A 22,614-nucleotide genomic window follows, 5' to 3' on the forward strand; every position below is an offset into this window, starting at 1 on the left:
CACAGTGACTCCACGCCACTTCCTCCGCGACGACTCCGTCACCGCGGCCGAACAAGCCGAGATCCTCGATCTCGCGGCAACCCTCAAGGCAGACCGCTACGGGCACAAACCGCTCGCCGGACCGCGCTCCGTCGCCGTCATCTTCGACAAGACCTCGACCCGCACGCGCTTCTCCTTCGACGCGGGCATCGCTGAGCTCGGCGGTAACCCGATCGTCGTCGACTCGCAGAGCTCCCAGCTCGGCAAGGGCGAAACCTTCGCGGACACCGCGCGCGTACTCAACCGCTACGTCTCGGCGATCGTGTGGCGCACCTACGCGCAGTCCGGGCTCGAAGAGATGGCGGCCCACGCGAGCGTGCCGGTCGTCAATGCGCTCAGCGACGATTTCCACCCGTGCCAGATTCTCGCCGACCTGCTCACGGTGCGCGAAAACTTCGGCGGGAAGACGGCGGACCTCAAGGCCGTGTACGTGGGAGACGGCGCCAACAACATGGCGAACTCGTATCTCATCGGATTCGCGCTCGCCGGCATGCACATCACCATCGCCGCGCCGGATGGGTACAAGCCCGAGGCAGAGATCGTCGAACGGGCCAAGGAAGTCGCGGCAGAGACCGGCGGCTCGGCGACGGTGACCACCGATCCGCTCGCCGCCGCGGAAGGAGCGGACGTGCTCATCACCGACACGTGGATCTCGATGGGGCAGGAGGAGAGCGGTAAGCAGCGGCTCGCCGACCTGCGCGACTACCAGCTCGACCAGCGCGTCGTCGATGCCGCGTCCGAGGGCGCCATCGTTCTCCACTGCCTCCCTGCCTACCGCGGCAACGAGATCACCGATGACGTGATCGAGGGCGCAGCCTCTCGCGTCTTCGACGAGGCCGAGAACCGCCTGCATGCGCAGAAGGCGCTGCTCGCCTGGCTGGTCGAGCGCTCGTAGGCATGGCGGAGGCGACGGACGTGAACGACAGCACCGTGAGAGTGAAGCCGGCGTCGAAGGCGGCACGCCATGCCGTCATTGCGCAGATTCTCGACGGACAGGACGTGCGTAGCCAGAGCCAGCTCTCCGAGGCGCTGGAGCGCTCGGGGATCGCCGTCACGATCGCGACCCTCAGCAGGGATCTCGACGAGCTCGGCGCGATCAAGATGCGCGCCGCGGACGGCGGCGTCGGGCGCTACGTACTTCCCGAGGACGGGCGACCGATCCACGGCGTGCACGGCGGCACCGACCGCCTGGGCAAGCTCCTCGGCGAGCTGATGACCAGCATGGACTTCAGTGGCAACACCGCGGTCCTCCGCACGCCGCCGGGCGCCGCGAACTTCCTCGCGAGCGCCATCGACAGAGCCAATCTTCCTGATGTCGTGGGATGCGTCGCCGGGGACGACACGATCTTCGTGCTCGCCCGCGAACCCGTTACCGGCGAGCGCCTCGCCGAACTGCTCGCGCAGCTGGCACAGTAGACCGAACGGCACGGGGTTTTCCTGGTGCCGTCATAATCGAAGTAACGAACTGATACAGATACACAGATATCTTTCGCAAAGGAGCTAATTCAATGGCAAACCGCGTGGTTCTGGCCTACTCGGGCGGACTCGACACCTCGGTGGCGATCAGCTGGATCGCCAAGGAGACCGGGGCCGAGGTCGTCGCGGTCGCGATCGATCTCGGCCAGGGCGGCGAGGATATGGACATCGTGCGCCAGCGCGCACTCGATTGCGGAGCGGTCGAGTCCATCGTCGTCGATGCCCGCGACGAGTTCGCCGAGCAGTACTGCCTTCCGACGATCCAGGCCAACGGCCTCTACATGGATCGCTACCCGCTAGTGTCCGCGATCTCGCGCCCGCTTATTGTCAAGCACCTCACCGAGGCCGCGAAGGCCCACGGTGGGACGGCCGTGGCGCACGGCTGCACGGGTAAGGGCAATGACCAGGTCCGATTCGAGGTCGGTTTCATGAACCTCGCGCCGGACCTCGACGTCATCGCCCCGGTTCGCGACTACGCGTGGACGCGCGAGAAGGCGATCGACTTCGCCGAGGAGAACAACATCCCGATCACGGTGACCAAGAAGTCGCCGTTCTCCATCGATCAGAACGTGTGGGGCCGCGCAGTCGAAACCGGGTTCCTCGAGGACTTGTGGAACGCCCCGACCAAGGACGTCTACGACTACACCGAGGATCCGACCGTCAACTTCTCCGCTCCCGATGAGGTGACCATCTCCTTCGAGAAGGGCAAGCCGGTCGCCATCGACGGCCGCAAGGTCACCGTGCTCGAGGCCATCGAGGAGCTCAACCGCCGCGCGGGTGCCCAGGGCGTTGGCCGGCTCGACGTGGTCGAGGACCGCCTCGTCGGCATCAAGAGCCGCGAAATCTACGAGGCTCCGGGCGCGATGGCGCTCATCACCGCGCACCAGGAGCTCGAGCACGTCACCCTTGAGCGGGAGGTCGGCCGCTACAAGCGCCGCATCGAAGAGCGGTGGACCGAGCTGGTTTACGACGGCCTGTGGTTCTCGCCGCTCAAGCGTGCATTGGACGCATTCGTCGAAGAGACTCAGCAGCGGGTGTCCGGGGATGTTCGCATGGTCATGCACGGTGGACACATCACCGTGAACGGCCGTCGTTCCGACGAGTCGCTATACGACTTCAACCTCGCGACCTACGACGAGGGCGACTCGTTCGACCAGTCCTACGCCAAGGGCTTTGTCCAGATCCACGGCCTGTCCTCGAAGATCGCGTCGAAGCGGGACCTCGGACTATGAGCGACGCCGAACCCACCACGGGCGAGGGTCGGCACGGCACCAACACCGGAGCGCTGTGGGGCGGCCGTTTCGCCGGTGGCCCCGCAGATGCGATGGCTGCGCTGAGTAAGTCCACGCATTTCGACTGGGTGCTTGCCCCGTTCGATATCGCGGCGTCCAAGGCGCATGCCCGCGTGCTCAATCGCGCCGAGCTTCTCAGCGATGCCGATCTCACGACGATGCTCTCCGGACTCGACCGACTCGCCGCCGACGTCGAGTCGGGGGCATTCGTCGCGGCCGAGAGCGACGAAGACGTGCACGGCGCGCTCGAACGCGGCCTCATCGACCGAGTCGGCCCCGAGGTCGGCGGGAGGCTGCGCGCCGGCCGCAGTCGCAACGATCAGGTCGCCACGCAATTCCGCATGTGGGTCCGCGTCGCCGCTCGCCGTGTGTCCGCCGGGCTTGTTGACGTCGTTGAAGCGTTGCTCGCCCAGGTGGATGCGCACCCGGACACCGTGATGCCGGGAAAGACGCACTTCCAGGCCGCTCAGCCCGTGCTGCTCGCGCACCAGCTGTTGGCTCACGTGCACCCGCTGCTGCGCGATCTCGACCGTATCCGCGACATGGATCGCCGCCTCGCCGTGTCGCCGTACGGCGGCGGCGCGCTCGCTGGTTCGTCTCTTGGACTCGACCCGGACGCCATAGCCGCGGAACTCGGCTTCGATTCTGCTGCGGACAACTCGATCGACGCCACGTCGTCGCGCGATTTCGCGTCCGAAGCGGCCTACGTGTTCGCACAGATTGCGGTTGACCTGTCTCGGCTTTCCGAAGAGGTCATCGCATGGTGTACGCCAGAATTCGGATATGTCACGCTGGCGGACGAATGGTCGACCGGTTCGTCGATCATGCCGCAGAAGAAGAACCCGGACGTCGCCGAACTCGCCCGTGGCAAGACCGGTCGACTCATCGGAAATCTTGCCGGCCTACTCGCCACACTCAAGGCACAACCTCTCGCGTACAACCGTGACCTGCAGGAAGACAAGGAGCCGGTTTTCGATTCGGTCGCCCAGCTCGATCTTTTGCTACCTGCGATCGCGGGGCTGGTGGGTACGTTGACATTCCATCCGGAGCGTATGGAAGAGCTGGCACCGGCCGGCTACACGCTCGCCACGGACATTGCCGAATGGATGGTTCGGCAGGGCGTGCCGTTCCGCGTTGCCCATGAGGCCGCGGGGGAATGCGTGCGTCTGGCGGAGAAGCGAGGTGTCGGTCTCGACGAGCTGACAGACAAAGAGCTTCAGTCGGCCGATCAGTCATTGACGCCGGCGGTGCGGGAGGTCCTCACCGTGCGTGGCTCGATCGACTCGCGTAACTCCCGTGGTGGGACGGCGGCAGCTGCCGTCGCAAAACAGCGTGAACGCGTCGCCGAGAATCTTTCCGCAGCGAAAGACTGGATCCAGGCCTAGCGAGACGCTCCACCTGAATCGGAATCACAACGAGGCCTTCCCACGCGTTCGCTGCAGGGGGAGGCCTCGTGCTTTCCGAGAAACGCCGGGCGAAATTGCCGCCTTTGAACAGGAAAAACCGCCAATCCGAGCGAGGCTGTAAGCGGATGGAAATCCGACGACGTAACCTTGAGGCTATGACTTCGCTTGATCCCCGCCTGCTCGAGATACTTGCGTGCCCAGTGGACCGTGGGCCGTTGTCCCCGGTCTCGGGCGACCGCCTATACAATCCGAGGCTTCATCTGATCTATCGCATCGATGATGGGATTCCTGTGCTTCTGCGAGACGAAGCTCAAGAAGCCACGTCGGACGAGCAAAAGTCCTTGGCGGCCGAAATCGGCGATAGCAGCAACTAGCGGATCACGAGAGACCAATTCTTAGACATGACGAATTTCGACATAATTGACGACCTCCAATGGCGTGGCCTTATTGCCCAGTCCACGGATCTGGATGCGTTGTCGGAACACTTGAACAGGGGATCGATCTCGCTTTACGCGGGCTTCGATCCGACCGCGGACAGCTTGCACGCAGGCCACTTGGTTCCACTTTTGACCCTGCGGCGATTCCAACTGGCGGGGCATAAGCCGTACCTTCTTGCCGGTGGAGCTACCGGAATGATCGGCGATCCGCGGGATGTAGGCGAACGAGTCATGAACTCGGCCGACACCGTAGCCGACTGGTCGGAGAAAATCGGCGGCCAGTTGGAGCGTTTCGTTGACTTTGACGACCCGAGTTCCGGGGCGATCATGGTCAACAACATGCAGTGGACCGGTCACTTGACGGTAATCGAGTTCCTTCGAAACCTGGGCAAGCACTTTTCGTTGAACACGATGATCAGTAGGGATACCGTCAAACGCCGATTGGACGGCGACGGAATCTCGTACACCGAGTTCAGCTATATGCTTCTACAAGCAAACGACTACCTGCAGTTGCGCCGGTCCGATAACGTCACGTTACAAATTGGCGGTTCGGACCAGTGGGGGAATATCGTTTCGGGCGTCGATCTGAATCGCAGGGTCGATAACGAATCCGTTCATGCCCTCACGGTTCCGCTGGTCACCACCGCCGACGGCAAGAAATTCGGTAAATCCACAGGTGGAGGCAGCCTGTGGCTCGATCCCGCCAAGACCAGCGCCTACACCTGGTACCAGTACTTCCTCAATACTGCTGACGCCGACGTAGTGAAATTCCTCAAGTGGTTCACCTTCCTCGGGCGTGAGGAGATCTCCGAACTCGAAACAGCTACTGCGGAAAAGCCGCACATGAGGGCCGCTCAGCGGAAACTTGCACAAGAAATGACCGAGCTGGTTCATGGGCACTCTGCGGTGGAGAAGGTCGAGAGCGCTGCCAAGGCACTATTTGGCAAGGGCGATCTCGGCACACTTGACCAATCGACCCTCGAAGCAGCTCTGCGAGAGACCGAAGTTGCCGAGGTGAAGGCGTCGTCGCCAGGCAACATCACCGAAATGTTGGTAGCCAGTGGACTTTGCGAAAGTAAGGGAGCGGCACGTCGGTCGATCGGGGAGAACGGCGTCGCGGTAAACAACCAGAAGATTGCGGACTCCGAGTGGACTCCGAGCGATTCGGACTGGCTGCATGGCAACTGGCTCGTACTTCGTCGAGGAAAGAAGACCTTTGCCGGAGTACATCGGATCGGCGACACGTAGGTATCCACAATCAAGTGCGCGAATAAGCGGCGGTCGGGACACCGGCCGCCGCTCGGTCTTTCAAGAGGCATCAAAATTGACGAAAATCGTGTTTACCTGCCGATTTGGTTCCTACTTCAAAGGTGTGTAACTTAGTTGAGGCCGCAAGCGAGCGGGGCCGACCCGAAAGGGAAAGGTTCTTCTCAACCGCGAAGTTCGGACTTGACCAGAACAGGGAACGCGATTAAAGTAAGCGTTCCCAGCTCGGGGAGTCCAAACCCTGATTCTAACAGTTCACAACGACGATTTGGTTCGTCGCGACGAGCTTGCTAGGCTGGGGGAGTTGCTTCCGGGAGGTTGCGGCGGCCGGGAATGCGGGTTGGCCAGCGGTTTTGTTGGTTGATTGTGTTTCTGGGTGGTGTTTGAGAACTCAACAGTGTGTCTATGTAGTGATAGTGCCAAATTTTTTTTTGGTTGTCATCTCCTGTTTTTCCTCGTTTAGCGGGGGGTGACGTTTTTTATACAGGCCAGTTTTGGTTTGTTTTTTGGTTAGGGTTTGCTCTTTCTATATGGTTTAGAGCTTTTATGGAGAGTTTGATCCTGGCTCAGGACGAACGCTGGCGGCGTGCTTAACACATGCAAGTCGAACGGTAAGGCCCTTCGGGGTACACGAGTGGCGAACGGGTGAGTAACACGTGGGTAATCTGCCCTGCACTTCGGGATAAGCCTGGGAAACTGGGTCTAATACCGGATATTCAGCTTCTGCCGCATGGTGGTTGTTGGAAAGTTTTTCGGTGCAGGATGTGCCCGCGGCCTATCAGCTTGTTGGTGGGGTAATGGCCTACCAAGGCGACGACGGGTAGCCGGCCTGAGAGGGTGATCGGCCACATTGGGACTGAGACACGGCCCAGACTCCTACGGGAGGCAGCAGTGGGGAATATTGCACAATGGGCGCAAGCCTGATGCAGCGACGCCGCGTGAGGGATGACGGTCTTCGGATTGTAAACCTCTTTCGGCAGGGACGAAGCGCAAGTGACGGTACCTGCAGAAGAAGCACCGGCCAACTACGTGCCAGCAGCCGCGGTAATACGTAGGGTGCGAGCGTTGTCCGGAATTACTGGGCGTAAAGAGCTCGTAGGCGGTTTGTCGCGTCGTCTGTGAAATCCTACAGCTTAACTGTGGGCGTGCAGGCGATACGGGCAGACTTGAGTACTACAGGGGAGACTGGAATTCCTGGTGTAGCGGTGAAATGCGCAGATATCAGGAGGAACACCGGTGGCGAAGGCGGGTCTCTGGGTAGTAACTGACGCTGAGGAGCGAAAGCATGGGTAGCGAACAGGATTAGATACCCTGGTAGTCCATGCCGTAAACGGTGGGCGCTAGGTGTGGGTTTCCTTCCACGGGATCCGTGCCGCAGCTAACGCATTAAGCGCCCCGCCTGGGGAGTACGGCCGCAAGGCTAAAACTCAAAGGAATTGACGGGGGCCCGCACAAGCGGCGGAGCATGTGGATTAATTCGATGCAACGCGAAGAACCTTACCTGGGCTTGACATATACAGGACGACGGCAGAGATGTCGTTTCCCTTGTGGCTTGTATACAGGTGGTGCATGGTTGTCGTCAGCTCGTGTCGTGAGATGTTGGGTTAAGTCCCGCAACGAGCGCAACCCTTGTCTCATGTTGCCAGCAATTCGGTTGGGGACTCGTGAGAGACTGCCGGGGTCAACTCGGAGGAAGGTGGGGATGACGTCAAATCATCATGCCCCTTATGTCCAGGGCTTCACACATGCTACAATGGCCGGTACAGAGGGCTGCGATACTGTAAAGTGGAGCGAATCTCTTAAAGCCGGTCTCAGTTCGGATTGGGGTCTGCAACTCGACCCCATGAAGTCGGAGTCGCTAGTAATCGCAGATCAGCAATGCTGCGGTGAATACGTTCCCGGGCCTTGTACACACCGCCCGTCACGTCATGAGAGTCGGTAACACCCGAAGCCGGTGGCCTAACCCTTGTGGGGGGAGCCGTCGAAGGTGGGATCGGCGATTGGGACGAAGTCGTAACAAGGTAGCCGTACCGGAAGGTGCGGCTGGATCACCTCCTTTCTAAGGAGATCTTTTTCAAGATCGTTCTTGAATTTATTGGCCATACCATCTGACGCCGTGTGGTGTTGGTGGTGGTTTCACGCGTGCTCATCGCGTGGCCCTTTGTGGTGGCCTTGGGTGGAACACTTATCACGTAACACGGTTCGTTTCGTGTGTCGCGTTGAGGAACGCGTACACAGTGATCGGTTGTGTGCATGGATGCGCTGTTGGGTGTCTGAGACACCACCTGCATGAATGGCCCTTTTGTGGGTGTTTGTGTGGTTTGTCTCGTTGGCATCATTGATTCAGCCTGCGCTGGTGGCGTGGGTGTTGGTTGGTGGTGTTGTGGTGTTTGAGAACTGTACAGTGGACGCGAGTATCTTTCTTTATTGTGTGTTTTGTAAGTGTGTAAGGGCACACGGTGGATGCCTTGGCATCGAGAGCCGATGAAGGACGTTGGAGGCTGCGATAAGCCTCGGGGAGTTGCCAACCGAGCTGTGATCCGAGGATGTCCGAATGGGGAAACCCAGCACCAGTGATGTGGTGTTACCCGCGCCTGAATATATAGGGCGTGTGGAGGGAACGCGGGGAAGTGAAACATCTCAGTACCCGCAGGAAGAGAAAACAATAGTGATTCTGTTAGTAGCGGCGAGCGAACGCGGATCAGGCTAAACCGTGCGCGTGTGATACCTGACAGGGGTTGCGCGTGCGGTGTTGTGGGAGCGAGTGTCCAGTAGCTGTTGATGCTGGCGTGGATGCGTGCGCGTTAGGTGAATGGCTTGGAATGGCCGGCCGTAGAGGGTGAGAGTCCCGTAACTGAAAACATTGCTGTGACGCGATCTTGTCACCCGAGTAGCAGCGGGCCCGTGAAATCTGCTGTGAATCTGCCGGGACCACCCGGTAAGCCTAAATACTTCTCGATGACCGATAGCGGATAAGTACCGTGAGGGAAAGGTGAAAAGTACCCCGGGAGGGGAGTGAAATAGTACCTGAAACCGTGTGCTTACAATCCGTCAGAGCCTTTTGGGGTGATGGCGTGCCTTTTGAAGAATGAGCCTGCGAGTTAGTGGTATGTCGCGAGGTTAACCCGTTGTGGGGAAGCCGTAGCGAAAGCGAGTCTGAATAGGGCGACCCAGTGGCATGCTCTAGACCCGAAGCGGAGTGATCTACCCATGGCCAGTGTGAAGCGACGGTAAGACGTCGTGGAGGCGCGAACCCACTTAGGTTGAAAACTGAGGGGATGAGTTGTGGGTAGGGGTGAAAGGCCAATCAAACTCCGTGATAGCTGGTTCTCCCCGAAATGCATTTAGGTGCAGCGTCGCGTGTTTCATCGTGGAGGTAGAGCTACTGGATGGCCGATGGGCCCTACCGGGTTACTGACGTCAGCCAAACTCCGAATGCCATGTATGTGAGAGCGCGGCAGTGAGACTGTGGGGGATAAGCTTCATAGTCGAGAGGGAAACAGCCCAGATCGCCGGCTAAGGCCCCTAAGCGTGTACTAAGTGGAAAAGGATGTGGGATCGCTGAGACAGCCAGGAGGTTGGCTTAGAAGCAGCCACCCTTGAAAGAGTGCGTAATAGCTCACTGGTCAAGTGGTCCTGCGCCGACAATGTAGCGGGGCTCAAGTACACCGCCGAAGCCGCGGCAGTCGAACATATACCCTCCTGCGGGCAGGGGTTCGGCTGGGTAGGGGAGCGTCGTGTGGGCATAGAAGCGCCGGAGTGATCTAGGTGTGGAGCCCACACGAGTGAGAATGCAGGCATGAGTAGCGAATGACGAGTGAGAAACTCGTCCGCCGAATGACCAAGGGTTCCTGGGTCAAGCTAATCTGCCCAGGGTGAGTCGGGACCTAAGGCGAGGCCGACAGGCGTAGTCGATGGACAACGGGTTGATATTCCCGTACCCGTGTGTGCGCGCCCATGGTGAATCAGTGATACTAACCGCCCTGAATGTTCTAGAACACCCTTCGGGGTGTCGTGGACTGGATGCGCGGGACCTGAACTGGTAGTAGCCAAGCGATGGGGTGACGCAGGAAGGTAGCTGTGCCAGCCGATGGTTGTGCTGGTGTAAGCGTGTAGCACTGGTAGTAGGTAAATCCGCTGCCTTGATGTGTGAGACGTGATGCGTACCCGTTGTGGGGAAGTCAGTGATCCTATGCTGCCGAGAAAAGCCTCTAGTGAGTTCACACATGGCCCGTACCCCAAACCAACACAGGTGGTCAGGTAGAGAATACCAAGGCGATCGAGAGAACTGTGGTTAAGGAACTCGGCAAAATGCCCCCGTAACTTCGGAAGAAGGGGGACCACGGCTGGTGACCTGCTTTACGCAGTGAGCTGGTGGTGGTCGCAGAGACCAGAGAGAAGCGACTGTTTACTAAAAACACAGGTCCGTGCGAAGACGTAAGTCGATGTATACGGACTGACGCCTGCCCGGTGCTGGAAGGTTAAGAGGACCGGTTAGCGGGGTAACCTGCGAAGCTGAGAATTTAAGCCCCAGTAAACGGCGGTGGTAACTATAACCATCCTAAGGTAGCGAAATTCCTTGTCGGGTAAGTTCCGACCTGCACGAATGGCGTAACGACTTCTCTGCTGTCTCAACCACAGACTCGGCGAAATTGCACTACGAGTAAAGATGCTCGTTACGCGCGGCAGGACGAAAAGACCCCGGGACCTTTACTATAGCTTGGTATTGGCGTTCGGTTCGGTTTGTGTAGGATAGGTGGGAGACTGTGAAACATGCGCGCCAGCGTGTGTGGAGTCGTTGTTGAAATACCACTCTGATCGTATTGGATGTCTAACCTCGGCCCATCATCTGGGTTAGGGACAGTGCCTGGTGGGTAGTTTAACTGGGGCGGTTGCCTCCCAAAGAGTAACGGAGGCGCCCAAAGGTTCCCTCAGCCTGGATGGCAATCAGGTGTTGAGTGCAAGTGCACAAGGGAGCTTGACTGCGAGACGTACATGTCAAGCAGGGACGAAAGTCGGGACTAGTGATCCGGCACCGGCAAGTGGAAGCGGTGTCGCTCAACGGATAAAAGGTACCCCGGGGATAACAGGCTGATCTTCCCCAAGAGTCCATATCGACGGGATGGTTTGGCACCTCGATGTCGGCTCGTCGCATCCTGGGGCTGGAGTAGGTCCCAAGGGTTGGGCTGTTCGCCCATTAAAGCGGCACGCGAGCTGGGTTTAGAACGTCGTGAGACAGTTCGGTCTCTATCCGCCGCGCGCGTAAGAAACTTGAGGAAGGCTGTCCCTAGTACGAGAGGACCGGGACGGACGAACCTCTGGTGTGCCAGTTGTTCCGCCAGGAGCATCGCTGGTTAGCTACGTTCGGAAGGGATAACCGCTGAAAGCATCTAAGCGGGAAGCCTGTTCCAAGATGAGGTTTCTCACCCTTTTACGGGTTAAGGCCCCCCACAGACCATGGGGTTGATAGGCCAGAACTGGAAGCGCAGCAATGTGTGGAGGTGACTGGTACTAATCGGCCGAGGACTTACACACACAAGTAACTTGTAATTGATACACGCGTCCACTGTGCAGTATCTGAAACACCACACCACACATGGTTTGCGTGTGTGGCTGCCTGTTTCACCGTGTTTCGGTGGCTATAGCGGCAGGGAAACGCCCGGTCCCATTCCGAACCCGGAAGCTAAGCCTGCCAGCGCCCATGGTACTGCAACCGAGAGGTTGTGGGAGAGTAGGACACCGCCGAACTAAAATTGATTACCTGGTTCCCGACCGCTTATTATGCGGTTCGGGAACCAGGTTTTTTCATGCTTTTTTATAGCGCCATGCGCCTCGTTCCCACTACTAAGAGATAGACTCAAGCCGTCGCTTTGAACTTCATAGGGGTCGTAGTTCGGCGCGCGCACGTATCGCGAAAAAGGGAGAGAAGCCCGAGTGAATAATTCCGGAAATGAAGGCTCGCACCGAGCGCCACGAAGCGACAGCGACGTGCCCAGGCGGGGCGACCGTAATCGAAACAACTCTTCTTTTGGCGAAAGTCGCGGCAGGAACTACCGATCCACCACGTCTTCGGACGATGGTCCCCGCCGACATGCTTCCGATCGGAATTGGACGACCGAGCGCCGGCAAGGCCGCGCCAAAGGTGCATACACCGGCGGACGCAATGATCGCCGAGGAGAACGCCGCGGGCGTCCAGATGATCGTCGACAGGGCGGACCAAGGGACCGGCGCCCGGCAGAGTCGGATCGGGCTCCCTCTCAGAATCGCGTCGACGCTCCAGAGATTCCGGAGGACATCACCCCGCAGGACCTTGAGCCCGAGATTCGCCGCGATCTACGCACGCTGAACAAGGAGAACGCGGACGCCGTAGCACGTCACCTCGTGGCCGCGATGTGGGCACTTGAAGAAAACCCGCAACTGGCACTGCGACACGGACGTGCGGCCAAGGCACGTGCCGGTCGCATCGGCGTCGTGCGCGAAATGTTAGGCGTCATTGCCTATAGTTGCGGCGAATGGGCGGAGACTCTTTCGGAGCTGAGAGCTGCACGCCGTCTCCAGGGAGGCCCCGGCCTCCTGTCGCTTATGGCCGATGCCGAGCGAGGTCTAGGACGTCCGGAACGCGCAATCGAACTTGCACGCAGCGAAGAATCACAGCAACTTGATAGTTCGGACCTCGTCGAGCTCAAGATCGTGGAGGCCGGTGCAAGGCTGGATCTCGAGCAGATCGACGCTGCTCTCGTGACCCTCGAGGATGCCGGACTCTCCAAGAACGGGAAGGGAGAACAAGCCGCACGCTTGGCGTATGCCTACGCCGACGTCCTGGCTGCAGCGGAGCGAACCGGTGAAGCACGCGCATGGTTCGAATCCTCGTTGGCAGCCGATGAAGAGGCTACGGACGCTCAATTCCGGCTCGACAAACTCGCCTAGGGGTTCCCCGTATCGGGAAAGGAAGTATGTGCAGGTGAATGCCCAACCGCAGAACGCCGCTCGAGCAGTCGACGAGGCGATTGTATCGGCAGATTCCGGTCCACTTCACTCGTCTTACGACGGTTTACTGTTCGACCTCGACGGCACGCTCATTCGCGGAGCGAGTGCGGTTCCTGGCGCGCCTGAAGCTCTCGCCTCTCTCGACCTGCCGGTGTCGTTCGTGACCAATAACGCGAGCAAGGCGCCCGCTGACGTCGCCCAATTGCTTTGCTCGCTGGGGTTTTCCGCCGCGACCGATCAGGTCATGACGAGCTCCCAAGCGGCTGTGGCAATTGCTGAAGAATCTTTGGCGGAGGGCACGAAGGCCCTAGTGGTCGGTGCGCCTGCGTTCGCAGAGCTTGTTCGTGAGGCCGGCTTCGAAGTTGTCTCCAATGCCGACGAGGAGCCTGAAGTTGTATTCCAGGGTCTGAGCAAGGAGCTGACATGGGCTGAACTCGCCGAAGGGGCACTCGCGATCCGAGCAGGAGCCAGGTGGATAGCGTCCAACACCGACACCACGTTGCCCACGGAGCGGGGCCTTCTTCCCGGGAATGGCGCCTTCGTCAAGGCGATGGAAGTGACCACGGGGCAGCAACCAGAGGTCGCAGGGAAGCCCGGCGCCGAGATCCTGCGTCGAGCCGCAAGCGCGATCGGGTCGAAACGTCCACTCGTGATCGGAGATCGCCTCGATACAGATATCGCGGGAGCGTGCGCGGCGCAAATGGACTCACTGTTGGTGCTGACCGGTGTCTCCACCGAAGCCGAGGCGCATCGCGCGGACGCCGGTTCCCGGCCGACCTTCGTCGCGCCCGGGCTTGAGGCCCTGTCCCTTCCGCTCTCCACAACCGAGGGAGATGTTCATACGTGAAGTCCGAAACCGATTCAGCGGATGCCAACCGCCCCGACCCGGGCGCAATGCCGGGATCGGGAATCGATCTAGCCAGGTTGCGTGAGCATGTCGAGAATCTCCTCGATCAAGCCGTGACAGACGGGGTACTTGTCACGGTGGAATCGCCTGCCTCCACAGAGCGTGAAGATGCCGACGTGGCCGACTCCAGTGGTGAGTCCCACGAAGAGGAACTCGTGGAAGTTACCGCAGATCAGCTCGACGCACTGAACGCCGCGCACGATGCCCTCGCGGACGCGCTCGCCTCACTCGACTCGGGACGGAAGTAGGGCGGACACGTGGCTCGTCCCAGCAGAATGAGGCTCGACTCCGAACTTGTTCGGAGGAAGATCGTCGACTCCCGAGAGCGCGCAAGGCAACTCATCGCCGAGGGCGCAGTCGTCGTGGCCGGGGTCCGGGCGGAAAAGCCGGCTACCCAGGTAGCGCCCGACGCGTCGATCGCGATTCGCGAGAATACCCAACAGTGGGCTTCGCGAGGGGCGCACAAGCTCTTCGGCGCCCTAGACGAATTCGGCAAGAACGTGAGCGAAAACCTCGTACCAATAGAAGGCGCGCGGTGCCTGGATGCGGGGGCGTCTACGGGCGGGTTCACCGACGTTCTGCTCAAGCGTGGCGCAAAACAGGTCGTCGCCGCCGATGTGGGATACGGCCAACTCGTGTGGCGTATCCAAAACGACCCACGGGTCGAGGTGTTCGACAAGACCAACGTGCGCACGTTGAGCCCGGAGCTCATAGGAGGCCCCGTCGATCTCGTCGTTTCCGACCTTTCGTTCATTTCTTTGACGCTCGTCATGGCGGCCCTGGCGGATTGCACGCGGCCCGGCGGTGACATTCTGCCCATGATCAAGCCACAGTTCGAAGTGGGCAAGGACCGACTGGGGAGCGGCGGCGTCGTCCGATCGGACGAGCTTCGGGCCGCCGCCGTGGAACATGTCGCCCGGTACAGCGAAGCCCTTGGGCTGGTCGTGAAGGGATGCACCGCGAGCCCGCTTCCCGGTCCAAGTGGAAATGTCGAGTACTTTCTCTGGCTCCATCGGCCGGTCGAACTCGAAACAATTACTGTGGTACCGGCGCCCCACGAAATGCCCTCGCCCCTGCCTACTCCGAGGGAACTGATTTCCCGCGCCGTGACGGAAGGACCCTAGCCACGATGAGCACGACAATGGAACGAACGCCGTGACGACGCACAGCGAAACGGACAGCTCGCCGTCAGAACAGCGCCGGATCCTGGTGGAGGCGAACATCACAAGAGAAGCTAGCGCGGCCGCCGTCAACCACGTAGTCGAAGAGTGCGTGCGGCAGAACGTCGTCGTGAGAATGGTCGAGGCGACGGTGCTGGCTTTGCACGGGGCGAAGATCACCCAGCGCCCGGCGCCGGGAGTGTCGGTGGGGGATGCGGGGTCCGCGATTCTCGACGGACACGAAATCGAGATCGTCGGGTCGACGCTTGCGGCGGCCGAGGGGTGCGAGTTGGTGCTCGTGCTCGGCGGCGACGGCACGTTTCTTCGCGCGTCGGAATACGCGCGGGCGGCAAATGTGCCGGTGCTCGGCGTCAACCTCGGCCATGTCGGTTTCCTTGCCGAATCCGAGGTCGCTTCGCTGCCGGCGGTCGTGCGCCAGATCGTCGATCGTGACTACCACGTGGTCAACCGGATGACGGTCGAGGCGACCGTCTATCTCGGGGCGGATCTGATCGGCACCAATTGGGCGCTCAACGAGGTGAGCATCGAGAAAATCGAGCGTCAGGGCGTGCTCGAGGCGACCGTGGAGGTTGATGGGCGGCCTGTGAGTGACTACGGCTGCGACGGGGTGATGGTCTCCACGCCCACGGGATCGACCGCATACGCATTCAGTGCAGGTGGTCCGATCGTCTGGCCGGAACTCGACGCGATGATGGTCGTGCCCAACAACGCCCACGCCCTGTTCGCCCGGCCGCTGGTCGTGTCCCCGTCGAGCCACGTGGCCGTCGAGATTGGCACGAAATCCCAGCGCTGCCTCGCCTCGTTCGACGGACGCCGCTCGCTGTCGGTGCCCGAGGGGGCGAGAGTGGAAGTTGCGGCGGGGTCCCGCGACGTCAAGTGGGTGCGGCTCGACGACGAACCCTTCACCGACCGCTTGGTGAGCAAGTTCCAGTTGCCCGTGACCGGCTGGCGCGGGCGGACGGATACCCCGCGTCCCCCGGGACTCTAATAGTCTGGAACGCGTGCTCACAGAACTTTCGATCAGCGGACTAGGCGTCATCGACCGCGCCGTTGCCGAATTCTCTCCGGGGCTTTCGGTACTCACCGGCGAAACCGGCGCAGGAAAAACGATGGTGGTCACCGGGTTGCGGCTGCTCACAGGTTCCCGCGCGGACGCCTCCAGGGTGCGTAAGGGGGCAGATCGCGCGTTCGTCGAGGGACGTTTCGTGCTTGCTGACGTCGCCGGAGGAGACCGCGAGGCGGCCGCGGCCGTTGTCGACGAAATCGACGGCGAGACCGACGATGATGGCTCGGTGATCGCCTCGCGCCGCGTGTCGCAGGACGGGCGATCCCGCGGATATTTGGCCGGACGCTCGGTGCCGGTGGGAACTCTCGGTCGATTTTGCAGCCCGCTGCTCGCCGTCCACGGCCAAAATGACCAGCTGCGGCTGCTGCAGCCGGAGAAACAACGCGACGCCGTGGACACCTACGGCGGGACGGGGACCGAGAAGGCGCTGAAGAAGTACCGCTCGGTGTACGCCGAGTGGAAGGCCGCCGAAAAGGACCTCGCGCGCCGCAACGCCTCGGCGCGCGAAATGGCGCAGGAAGCCGACATGTTGCGCATGGGTCTCGGGGAGATCGAGGACCTCGACCCGCAGCCCGGCGAGGACGCCGACCTCGATACGCAGATACGAAGACTCACCGACTCCGAGGAATTGCGTCTCGCCGCGTCAAGTGCGCACACCGCTCTCACTGAGGGCGACGAGGCCGCGTCGGTCCCTGCCATTGGTTCCCAGCTCGACCAGTTGTCGATGGCGCTGCGGGCGACAGAGGACCCCGAGTTGATCTCGTTGTCCGAGCAGATGGCCGAGGCCGTAGTGACACTTTCGGACGTGGGTAACGAGCTCGGCGGATTCCTGTCGCAGCTCGACGTGGACGCGGACTCGCTCGAGAATGCGCTGGCCCGACGTCATGCCTTGAAGGGGTTGACGCGCAAGTACGGCGAGGACATCGACGGCGTGTTGGCGTGGGCGGACTCGGTGCGGAGCAAGCTCGACGGACTCGACACCTCCGACGAGGCGATGAATGCGCTCAAGGGCGAGGTGAAGAGGCTGCGGGAAGAGATCGTCGCCGCCGGGCGCGAGCTGACCGCTGCCCGGAAGAAGGCCGCGACGAAACTGGCGAAAGCCGTGAGCGGAGAGCTTGCCGAGCTGTCGATGGGCGGGGCGAAGCTCGAGGTCCGGGTGGAACCCGCCAGCTCGGGACCCGAGATCGGCGGAGTCGTGCCGACCGAGATGGGACTGGATTCGGTGCGGATGCTGCTCTCCGGCGCCGCGGGTGCCGTCCCACTGGAAAAGGGCGCCTCCGGCGGTGAGCTCTCGCGCGTGATGCTCGCGCTCGAGGTGGTGCTCGCGGGCAACACCTCCGGCGGCACGCTCGTATTCGACGAGGTCGACGCGGGCGTCGGCGGCAAGGCCGCGCTGTCGATCGGGAAGCGACTCGCGATGCTCGCCGAGAATCACCAAGTCCTCGCCGTCACGCACTTGGCGCAGGTCGCGGCATTCGCCGATACCCACCTCGTGGTGCGAAAGAGCTCGGGAGCGTCGTCGATCATTTCCGGAGTCGAGGCTGTCGAGGGGGAAGAGCGCGTACGCGAGCTCGCGCGCATGCTCGCCGGGATGGACGATTCGGATTCGGGCCTGGCACATGCGAAGGACCTGCTGGACAAGGCGCAGGCGGACAGCCGGTGAGCCCTGCCGGGCGTAAATCACCTGAGTCACAATGATCACCGCTCATCACTGGCGCACATCGACGCCTCGAATGACACGTGTGTAATTTTTGTAGCGTACAACCTCATGCGACACGGCGAGTCGCGTAAGTGTAAACCTTTACTTCAGGCATAGTCATTGGCATGAAGATGTCAGGGCTCCTCTCTCGCCGTAATCCAGAACTCACCGGTGTCGCAGGTACCGCGCGTGTTCCCCGCAAGGGTGACGTGCTGCCGCGGCGCATGTCCGAAAAGGACATCGTTTTCGTCTCACTCGACGAGCTCTCCGCAGACGACGCGACGGCAATCGTGGACGCTTCGCCCGCCTACGTCGTCAACGTCGCCAAGTCCGCCGCGCGCACCCCACGCGCCGCATACCGCATTCTCGCGAGCGCCGGCGTGCCCGTGCTTTCCGGCGTGAACGCGGATGAAATCGTTCGTCTGGGGGACGGCGACAAGGTCCGGATCGACGAGGGCTCGTTGTGGCTCGGCGAGCACGAACTCGCCGCCGGCCTCGATTCCGACGCCTCGGCGCTCATGGACTCCAACGCCGACGCCGAAACGGCGCTCGTGGACTCGGCGCTGTCGCACTACGCCGACGCCGTCGAGTTCCTTCACGTCGAGCACTCGCTGCTGCTGGACGGCGAGGGCATGCCCCAGCTGCGCGTCGATTTCGCCGATCAGCATGTGGTCATCGTCTCCGACGGCCCCGGCTCGGCGAAGGAACTCTCGGACCTCAAGCCATTCATCCGCGAGTACCGCCCGATCATGATCGGTGTCGACGCCGGCGCCAACGTGCTCCGTGAGGCCGGCATTCGCGCCGATATCGTCGTCGGAGACGCGCGCGTGATGAACGACAATGTGCTTCGCGATGCCGGTGAGATCGTGCTTGCCGCCGACCGCGACGGACAGTGCCCGAGCATCGAGCGCATCACCTCGCTCGAAGTTGGTGCGATGACCTTCCCCGCGGCGGCTCCCGCGCGCGATCTCGCGGTGCTCCTCGCGCACCACGGCGATGCCGCGATGATTGTGACGGCAGGAGAGACCGATGGGCTCGCCGAGCAGTACGCCGAGAACGGGATGTCCCCGTCGACCTCGGTGGTGAACATGGTCGTGCGCGACAAGCTCGTTCCCGCGCATGCATGCTCGAGTCTGTACCGCAGCCGTGGGGGCGCGCTCGTGCTCGCCATGCTGGTGCTCGTCGTCCTCGCGGTAGTGGCCGCGGCACTGATCTACCAGGATCAGACCACCGCCGTCATTTCCTGGTTGGTGGAGCAGTGGAACACCTTCGCGATGTGGGTACAAGGGCTGTTCCAGTAAGTCCGTAGAGTCGGGTGGAGCGAAGCGGAGCCCCTACGGCGAGAGATGAATCCGACGCGCCGCCCGTTGCTTCGTTTGAGAAGCGGCGGGCGGCGCGTGATATTCTGAAGCCCCGTGGGAAGCACGTCCGAAGACGCCGGCTCGGCCGGCCGCCTGAATGCCTAGACACGGGGAGTCACATTGTCTGTAAATCGCGCCGGATCCCGGCAGAGCGCCAAGCACATTTTCGTTACAGGCGGCGTTGCGTCCTCCTTGGGCAAGGGCCTGACAGCCTCGAGCCTCGGGGCGCTTCTTACCGCGCGCGGTCTGCGCGTGACGATGCAGAAGCTCGATCCGTACCTCAACGTCGATCCGGGCACGATGAATCCGTTCCAGCACGGCGAGGTGTTCGTCACCGAGGACGGCGCGGAAACCGATCTCGACCTCGGGCACTACGAACGCTTTCTCGACCGGAACCTCACCGGTGGTGCGAATGTGACCACCGGGCAGGTCTACTCCTCGGTGATCGCCAAGGAGCGCCGAGGCGAGTACCTCGGCGACACCGTTCAGGTCATTCCGCACATCACGGACGAGATCAAGAGCCGTATTCTCGCGATGAACCAGCCCGACTCCGAGGGGCAGACCCCGGACGTGGTGATCACCGAGATCGGCGGCACCGTCGGCGATATCGAGTCGCAGCCTTTCCTCGAGGCGGCGCGACAGGTGCGTCATGACGTCGGACGCGAGAACATTTTCTTCCTGCACGTCTCGCTCGTGCCTTTCCTGGCGCCCTCGGGCGAGCTCAAGACCAAGCCGACGCAACACTCGGTGTCGGCGCTGCGCTCGATCGGTATCGTTCCCGACGGCCTGATCCTGCGCTGCGACCGCGACGTCCCGGACGGGGTCAAGAACAAGATCGCGCTGATGTGCGACGTCGACATCGAAGGCGTCGTCTCCACTCCGGACGCACCGAGCATCTACGACATCCCGAAGGTGCTCTTCCGCGAGCACCTCGACACGCACGTCGTGCGCAAGCTCAACCTGCCTTTCCGCGACGTCGACTGGACCGTGTGGGGCGGGCTGCTCGACCGCGTGCACAATCCGCGCGAAGAGGCGACGATCGCGCTGGTCGGCAAATACATAGATCTTCCCGACGCGTACCTATCGGTTACCGAGGCCTTGCGCGCGGGCGGATTCGCCAATCAGGCGAAGGTCGAGATCCGCTGGGTCGAGTCCGACCGCTGTGAGACCGAAGAGGGCGCCCGAGAGGCGCTCGACGGGGTCGACGGCATCTGTGTGCCCGGCGGCTTCGGTATCCGCGGCATCGAGGGCAAGGTCGGCGCGATCCGCTATGCGCGCCGGCACAAGCTGCCGCTCCTCGGGCTTTGCCTGGGTCTTCAGTGCGTCGTGATCGAAGCTGCGCGTTCGGCGGGGCTCGAAGGCGCCTCGTCTACAGAGTTCGACCCGGATACCACCGACGCCGTGATCTCCACGATGGCCGACCAGCTCGAGGCCGTGTCGGGAGACGCCGACCTCGGTGGAACGATGCGCCTTGGCTCCTATCCGGCCTCGCTCTCTCGCGGCTCGATCGTCGCGGACGCCTACGGGACGACCGAGGTTAGCGAGCGCCATCGCCATCGCTACGAGGTGAACAACTCGTACCGCGACACGATCGCAAAGTCCGGTCTCGAGTTCTCGGGTACCTCTCCTGATGGCAACCTCGTCGAGTTCGTCGAGTACCCACGCTCGCAGCACCCGTTCCTCGTAGCCACCCAGGCCCACCCCGAGTACAAGTCGCGTCCGACGCGTCCGCATCCGTTGTTCGCGGCGTTCGTCGAGGCAGCGCTGTCCTATGGCAACGAACTCGCCCTTCCCGTCGAGCCGTGGCGCGAGAACTCGGGACAGGCGAAGCCCGCCACGGCCGAGGCGGAGGACGCAACCGCCGACTCCGCCGAGGAGTAGGCAGGGGATCGCTGCCCATGGATGGTTCTGATGATCGGACCTACGAGGTTACCGATTCCGAGCGTGCCTACGACGGAGTCGTCGCTTCCGTGCGCATGGATACCGTGGTGATGCCCGGCGGCGAGACCGCCACACGCGAGGTTGTCGAGCATATGGGCGGCGTGGGCATCGTCGCCGTGAACGCAGCGGGCGAGGTGTGCCTCATCCGCCAGTATCGACACCCCATGGGTGAGCGGCTGTGGGAGGTACCTGCGGGTCTTCGTGACGTCGCCGGTGAGGCTCCGCAAGAGACAGCCTCGCGCGAGCTCGAGGAAGAGGCGAGCCTGCGGGCGGGGCGCCTTGATCGTCTCGTCACCCTCGCGACGAGCCCCGGCTTCTCTACAGAAGTCGTGCACGTGTTTCTTGCGACCGATCTCTCAGACACTCCGAAACAGACTCGAGAGCACGAGGAATCGGAGATCGAGATCGACTGGGTAGCTCTCTCGACAGCTGTAGAACGGGTGCTGTCCGGGCAGATCGTCAACGCGATAGCCGTGGCCGGAGTGCTGGCGGCGTCACACCGGCTCGGCATGTCCTGATATGGCCTGCGCCGCTCGCGGGGGAGGGAGGCCGGGCGAATGAGCACCTCCGACGTCATTGCCGACTATTTGAACCACCTCGCCGTTGAAAAAGGTGCGGCTACGCATACTCTCGCCGCGTATCGTCGCGATCTCGCCCGATACCAGGAGTACTTGGACTCGGTGGGGGTCGAGGAGCTTCGGTCGGTCGACAGCGGTCATGTCGAGGAATTTCGCGGAAGGCTTGGCCGAGGCGATAGGGAAGCGGGGACCAAGCCGTTGGCAGCGAGCTCGGTCTCGCGGACGATGTCGGCGGTGCGCGGCCTGCACAAGTTCGCGGCGAAAGACGGGACGGTGACGGACAACGTCGCCGCCGCGGTCGCGCTGCCGAGTTCGGGGCAGAGGCTGCCGAAGGCGCTGTCGGTCGCCGAGGTGTTCGCGCTGATCGAGGCGGCCGGGGACACCGAGGTCGATACCGACCCCGGGCGCATCCGTAACCGGGCGATGGTCGAGTTGCTGTATTCGAGCGGGCTGCGGGCGAGCGAGCTTATCGATCTCGATCTCGACGACGTGGGGGCGGTGGTGCGTGCCGAGCCCGGCGAGTTCGCAGCGATGAGGGTGACCGGCAAGGGGTCGAAGGAGCGCTTCGTTCCGGTTGGCGGTCCGGCTCGCGAGGCGCTCGGCGCCTATCTCGTGCGTGCCCGTCCGGCGCTCAACACGGCGGGAAAACCCGCGCTCTTCCTCAATAAGCGCGGTGACCGAGTGAGTCGGCAGACGCTGTGGCAGTTGGTCGGTGACTCGGCACGGCGGGCCGGTATCGAGACCGAGGTATCGCCTCATACGCTGAGACACTCGTTCGCAACGCACCTCCTCGAAGGCGGCGCAGATATCCGCGTGGTGCAGGAGCTGCTCGGACATGCGTCCGTGTCCACGACACAGATCTATACGAAGGTCACGATCGAGACGCTGAGGGAAGTCTGGGCCGAATCCCATCCGCGCGCGAAGTAGTCAGGCGGTAGGGTTGTTGAGAATGTGCCAGGGGCACTGGAACTGCCAAAG

At 61.9% G+C, this 22,614-nt stretch carries 16 protein-coding genes and 3 rRNA genes; all 19 read left to right on the forward strand.

All coding sequences use genetic code 11. The annotated features are described in order from the left end of the window. Positions 1 to 4 precede the first annotated feature (4 nt). The gene (gene argF, locus BJL86_RS07355; RefSeq protein ID WP_067472934.1) at positions 5 to 934 is read left to right on the forward strand and encodes an ornithine carbamoyltransferase; all 930 of its coding nucleotides are present in this window, start codon (positions 5 to 7) and stop codon (positions 932 to 934) included. A 2-nt stretch (positions 935 to 936) separates the two neighbouring features. Further along, entirely contained in the window at positions 937 to 1,455 is a 519-nt protein-coding gene (locus BJL86_RS07360) for an arginine repressor (RefSeq protein ID WP_067472931.1), read from the forward strand. 92 nt (positions 1,456 to 1,547) lie between these two features. Further along, positions 1,548 to 2,747 carry an argininosuccinate synthase gene (locus BJL86_RS07365; protein ID WP_067472929.1) on the forward strand — a complete coding sequence of 400 codons (1,200 nt, stop codon included), beginning with the start codon at positions 1,548 to 1,550 and terminating at the stop codon, positions 2,745 to 2,747. Beyond that, entirely contained in the window at positions 2,744 to 4,192 is a 1,449-nt protein-coding gene (gene argH / locus BJL86_RS07370; protein WP_067472926.1) for an argininosuccinate lyase, read from the forward strand. The genes BJL86_RS07365 and argH overlap by 4 nt, the downstream gene beginning before the upstream one ends. 176 nt (positions 4,193 to 4,368) lie before the next feature. Further along, on the forward strand, positions 4,369 to 4,587 hold the full coding sequence (locus BJL86_RS07375) for a Trm112 family protein (RefSeq protein ID WP_067472923.1): 219 nt from the start codon (positions 4,369 to 4,371) through the stop codon (positions 4,585 to 4,587). Between the two features lie 27 nt (positions 4,588 to 4,614). Continuing rightward, positions 4,615 to 5,898 (forward strand): tyrosine--tRNA ligase, encoded by a 1,284-nt coding sequence (gene tyrS / locus BJL86_RS07380; RefSeq protein ID WP_067472921.1) that lies wholly within the window; start codon positions 4,615 to 4,617, stop codon positions 5,896 to 5,898. A 561-nt stretch (positions 5,899 to 6,459) separates the two neighbouring features. Further along, positions 6,460 to 7,975, forward strand: a 16S ribosomal RNA gene (locus tag BJL86_RS07385). Positions 7,976 to 8,352: 377 nt separating this feature from the next. Beyond that, positions 8,353 to 11,451 (forward strand): 23S ribosomal RNA (locus tag BJL86_RS07390). 96 nt (positions 11,452 to 11,547) lie between these two features. Continuing rightward, positions 11,548 to 11,664, forward strand: a 5S ribosomal RNA gene (gene rrf, locus BJL86_RS07395). The 16S, 23S and 5S rRNA genes sit together here, the layout of an rRNA operon. Before the next feature lie 633 nt (positions 11,665 to 12,297). Further along, entirely contained in the window at positions 12,298 to 12,843 is a 546-nt protein-coding gene (locus BJL86_RS17390; RefSeq protein ID WP_197487636.1) for a tetratricopeptide repeat protein, read from the forward strand. A gap of 34 nt (positions 12,844 to 12,877) precedes the next feature. After that, entirely contained in the window at positions 12,878 to 13,750 is an 873-nt protein-coding gene (locus BJL86_RS07405) for an HAD-IIA family hydrolase (protein WP_197487637.1), read from the forward strand. Beyond that, positions 13,747 to 14,058, forward strand: coding sequence for a hypothetical protein (locus tag BJL86_RS07410; protein WP_067476885.1), 312 nt, complete (start codon positions 13,747 to 13,749; stop codon positions 14,056 to 14,058). The genes BJL86_RS07405 and BJL86_RS07410 overlap by 4 nt, the downstream gene beginning before the upstream one ends. Positions 14,059 to 14,085: 27 nt before the next feature. After that, positions 14,086 to 14,934, forward strand: a complete 849-nt coding sequence (locus BJL86_RS07415; protein ID WP_082908655.1) for a TlyA family RNA methyltransferase — start codon at positions 14,086 to 14,088, stop codon at positions 14,932 to 14,934. A gap of 31 nt (positions 14,935 to 14,965) precedes the next feature. Continuing rightward, on the forward strand, positions 14,966 to 15,979 hold the full coding sequence (locus BJL86_RS07420; RefSeq protein ID WP_082908656.1) for an NAD kinase: 1,014 nt from the start codon (positions 14,966 to 14,968) through the stop codon (positions 15,977 to 15,979). A 13-nt stretch (positions 15,980 to 15,992) separates the two neighbouring features. Next, positions 15,993 to 17,720: a DNA repair protein RecN gene (gene recN / locus BJL86_RS07425; protein ID WP_067476891.1), complete on the forward strand. Its 1,728-nt coding sequence runs from the start codon at positions 15,993 to 15,995 to the stop codon at positions 17,718 to 17,720. A 161-nt stretch (positions 17,721 to 17,881) separates the two neighbouring features. Next, entirely contained in the window at positions 17,882 to 19,057 is a 1,176-nt protein-coding gene (gene steA / locus BJL86_RS07430; protein ID WP_067476894.1) for a putative cytokinetic ring protein SteA, read from the forward strand. Positions 19,058 to 19,237: 180 nt separating this feature from the next. Beyond that, positions 19,238 to 20,998, forward strand: coding sequence for a CTP synthase (locus BJL86_RS07435; protein ID WP_067476897.1), 1,761 nt, complete (start codon positions 19,238 to 19,240; stop codon positions 20,996 to 20,998). Between the two features lie 17 nt (positions 20,999 to 21,015). Continuing rightward, a complete protein-coding gene (locus BJL86_RS07440) occupies positions 21,016 to 21,576 on the forward strand; it encodes an NUDIX domain-containing protein (RefSeq protein ID WP_067476900.1) in 561 nt (186 codons plus the stop codon). 39 nt (positions 21,577 to 21,615) lie between these two features. Further along, a complete protein-coding gene (locus BJL86_RS07445) occupies positions 21,616 to 22,563 on the forward strand; it encodes a site-specific tyrosine recombinase XerD (RefSeq protein WP_067476903.1) in 948 nt (315 codons plus the stop codon). Positions 22,564 to 22,614: the final 51 nt, after the last annotated feature.

The organism is Dietzia timorensis, assembly GCF_001659785.1.
Lineage (GTDB): Bacteria > Actinomycetota > Actinomycetes > Mycobacteriales > Mycobacteriaceae > Dietzia > Dietzia timorensis.

Coding starts and splice junctions, on each gene's coding strand:
- BJL86_RS07360 (WP_067472931.1), top strand. CDS start 937: ATGGCGGAGGCGACGGACGTGAACGACAGCACCGTGAGAGTGAAGCCG.
- BJL86_RS07365 (WP_067472929.1), top strand. CDS start 1,548: ATGGCAAACCGCGTGGTTCTGGCCTACTCGGGCGGACTCGACACCTCG.
- argH (WP_067472926.1), top strand. CDS start 2,744: ATGAGCGACGCCGAACCCACCACGGGCGAGGGTCGGCACGGCACCAAC.
- BJL86_RS07375 (WP_067472923.1), top strand. CDS start 4,369: ATGACTTCGCTTGATCCCCGCCTGCTCGAGATACTTGCGTGCCCAGTG.
- tyrS (WP_067472921.1), top strand. CDS start 4,615: ATGACGAATTTCGACATAATTGACGACCTCCAATGGCGTGGCCTTATT.
- BJL86_RS07415 (WP_082908655.1), top strand. CDS start 14,086: ATGAGGCTCGACTCCGAACTTGTTCGGAGGAAGATCGTCGACTCCCGA.
- steA (WP_067476894.1), top strand. CDS start 17,882: ATGAAGATGTCAGGGCTCCTCTCTCGCCGTAATCCAGAACTCACCGGT.
- BJL86_RS07440 (WP_067476900.1), top strand. CDS start 21,016: ATGGATGGTTCTGATGATCGGACCTACGAGGTTACCGATTCCGAGCGT.
- BJL86_RS07445 (WP_067476903.1), top strand. CDS start 21,616: ATGAGCACCTCCGACGTCATTGCCGACTATTTGAACCACCTCGCCGTT.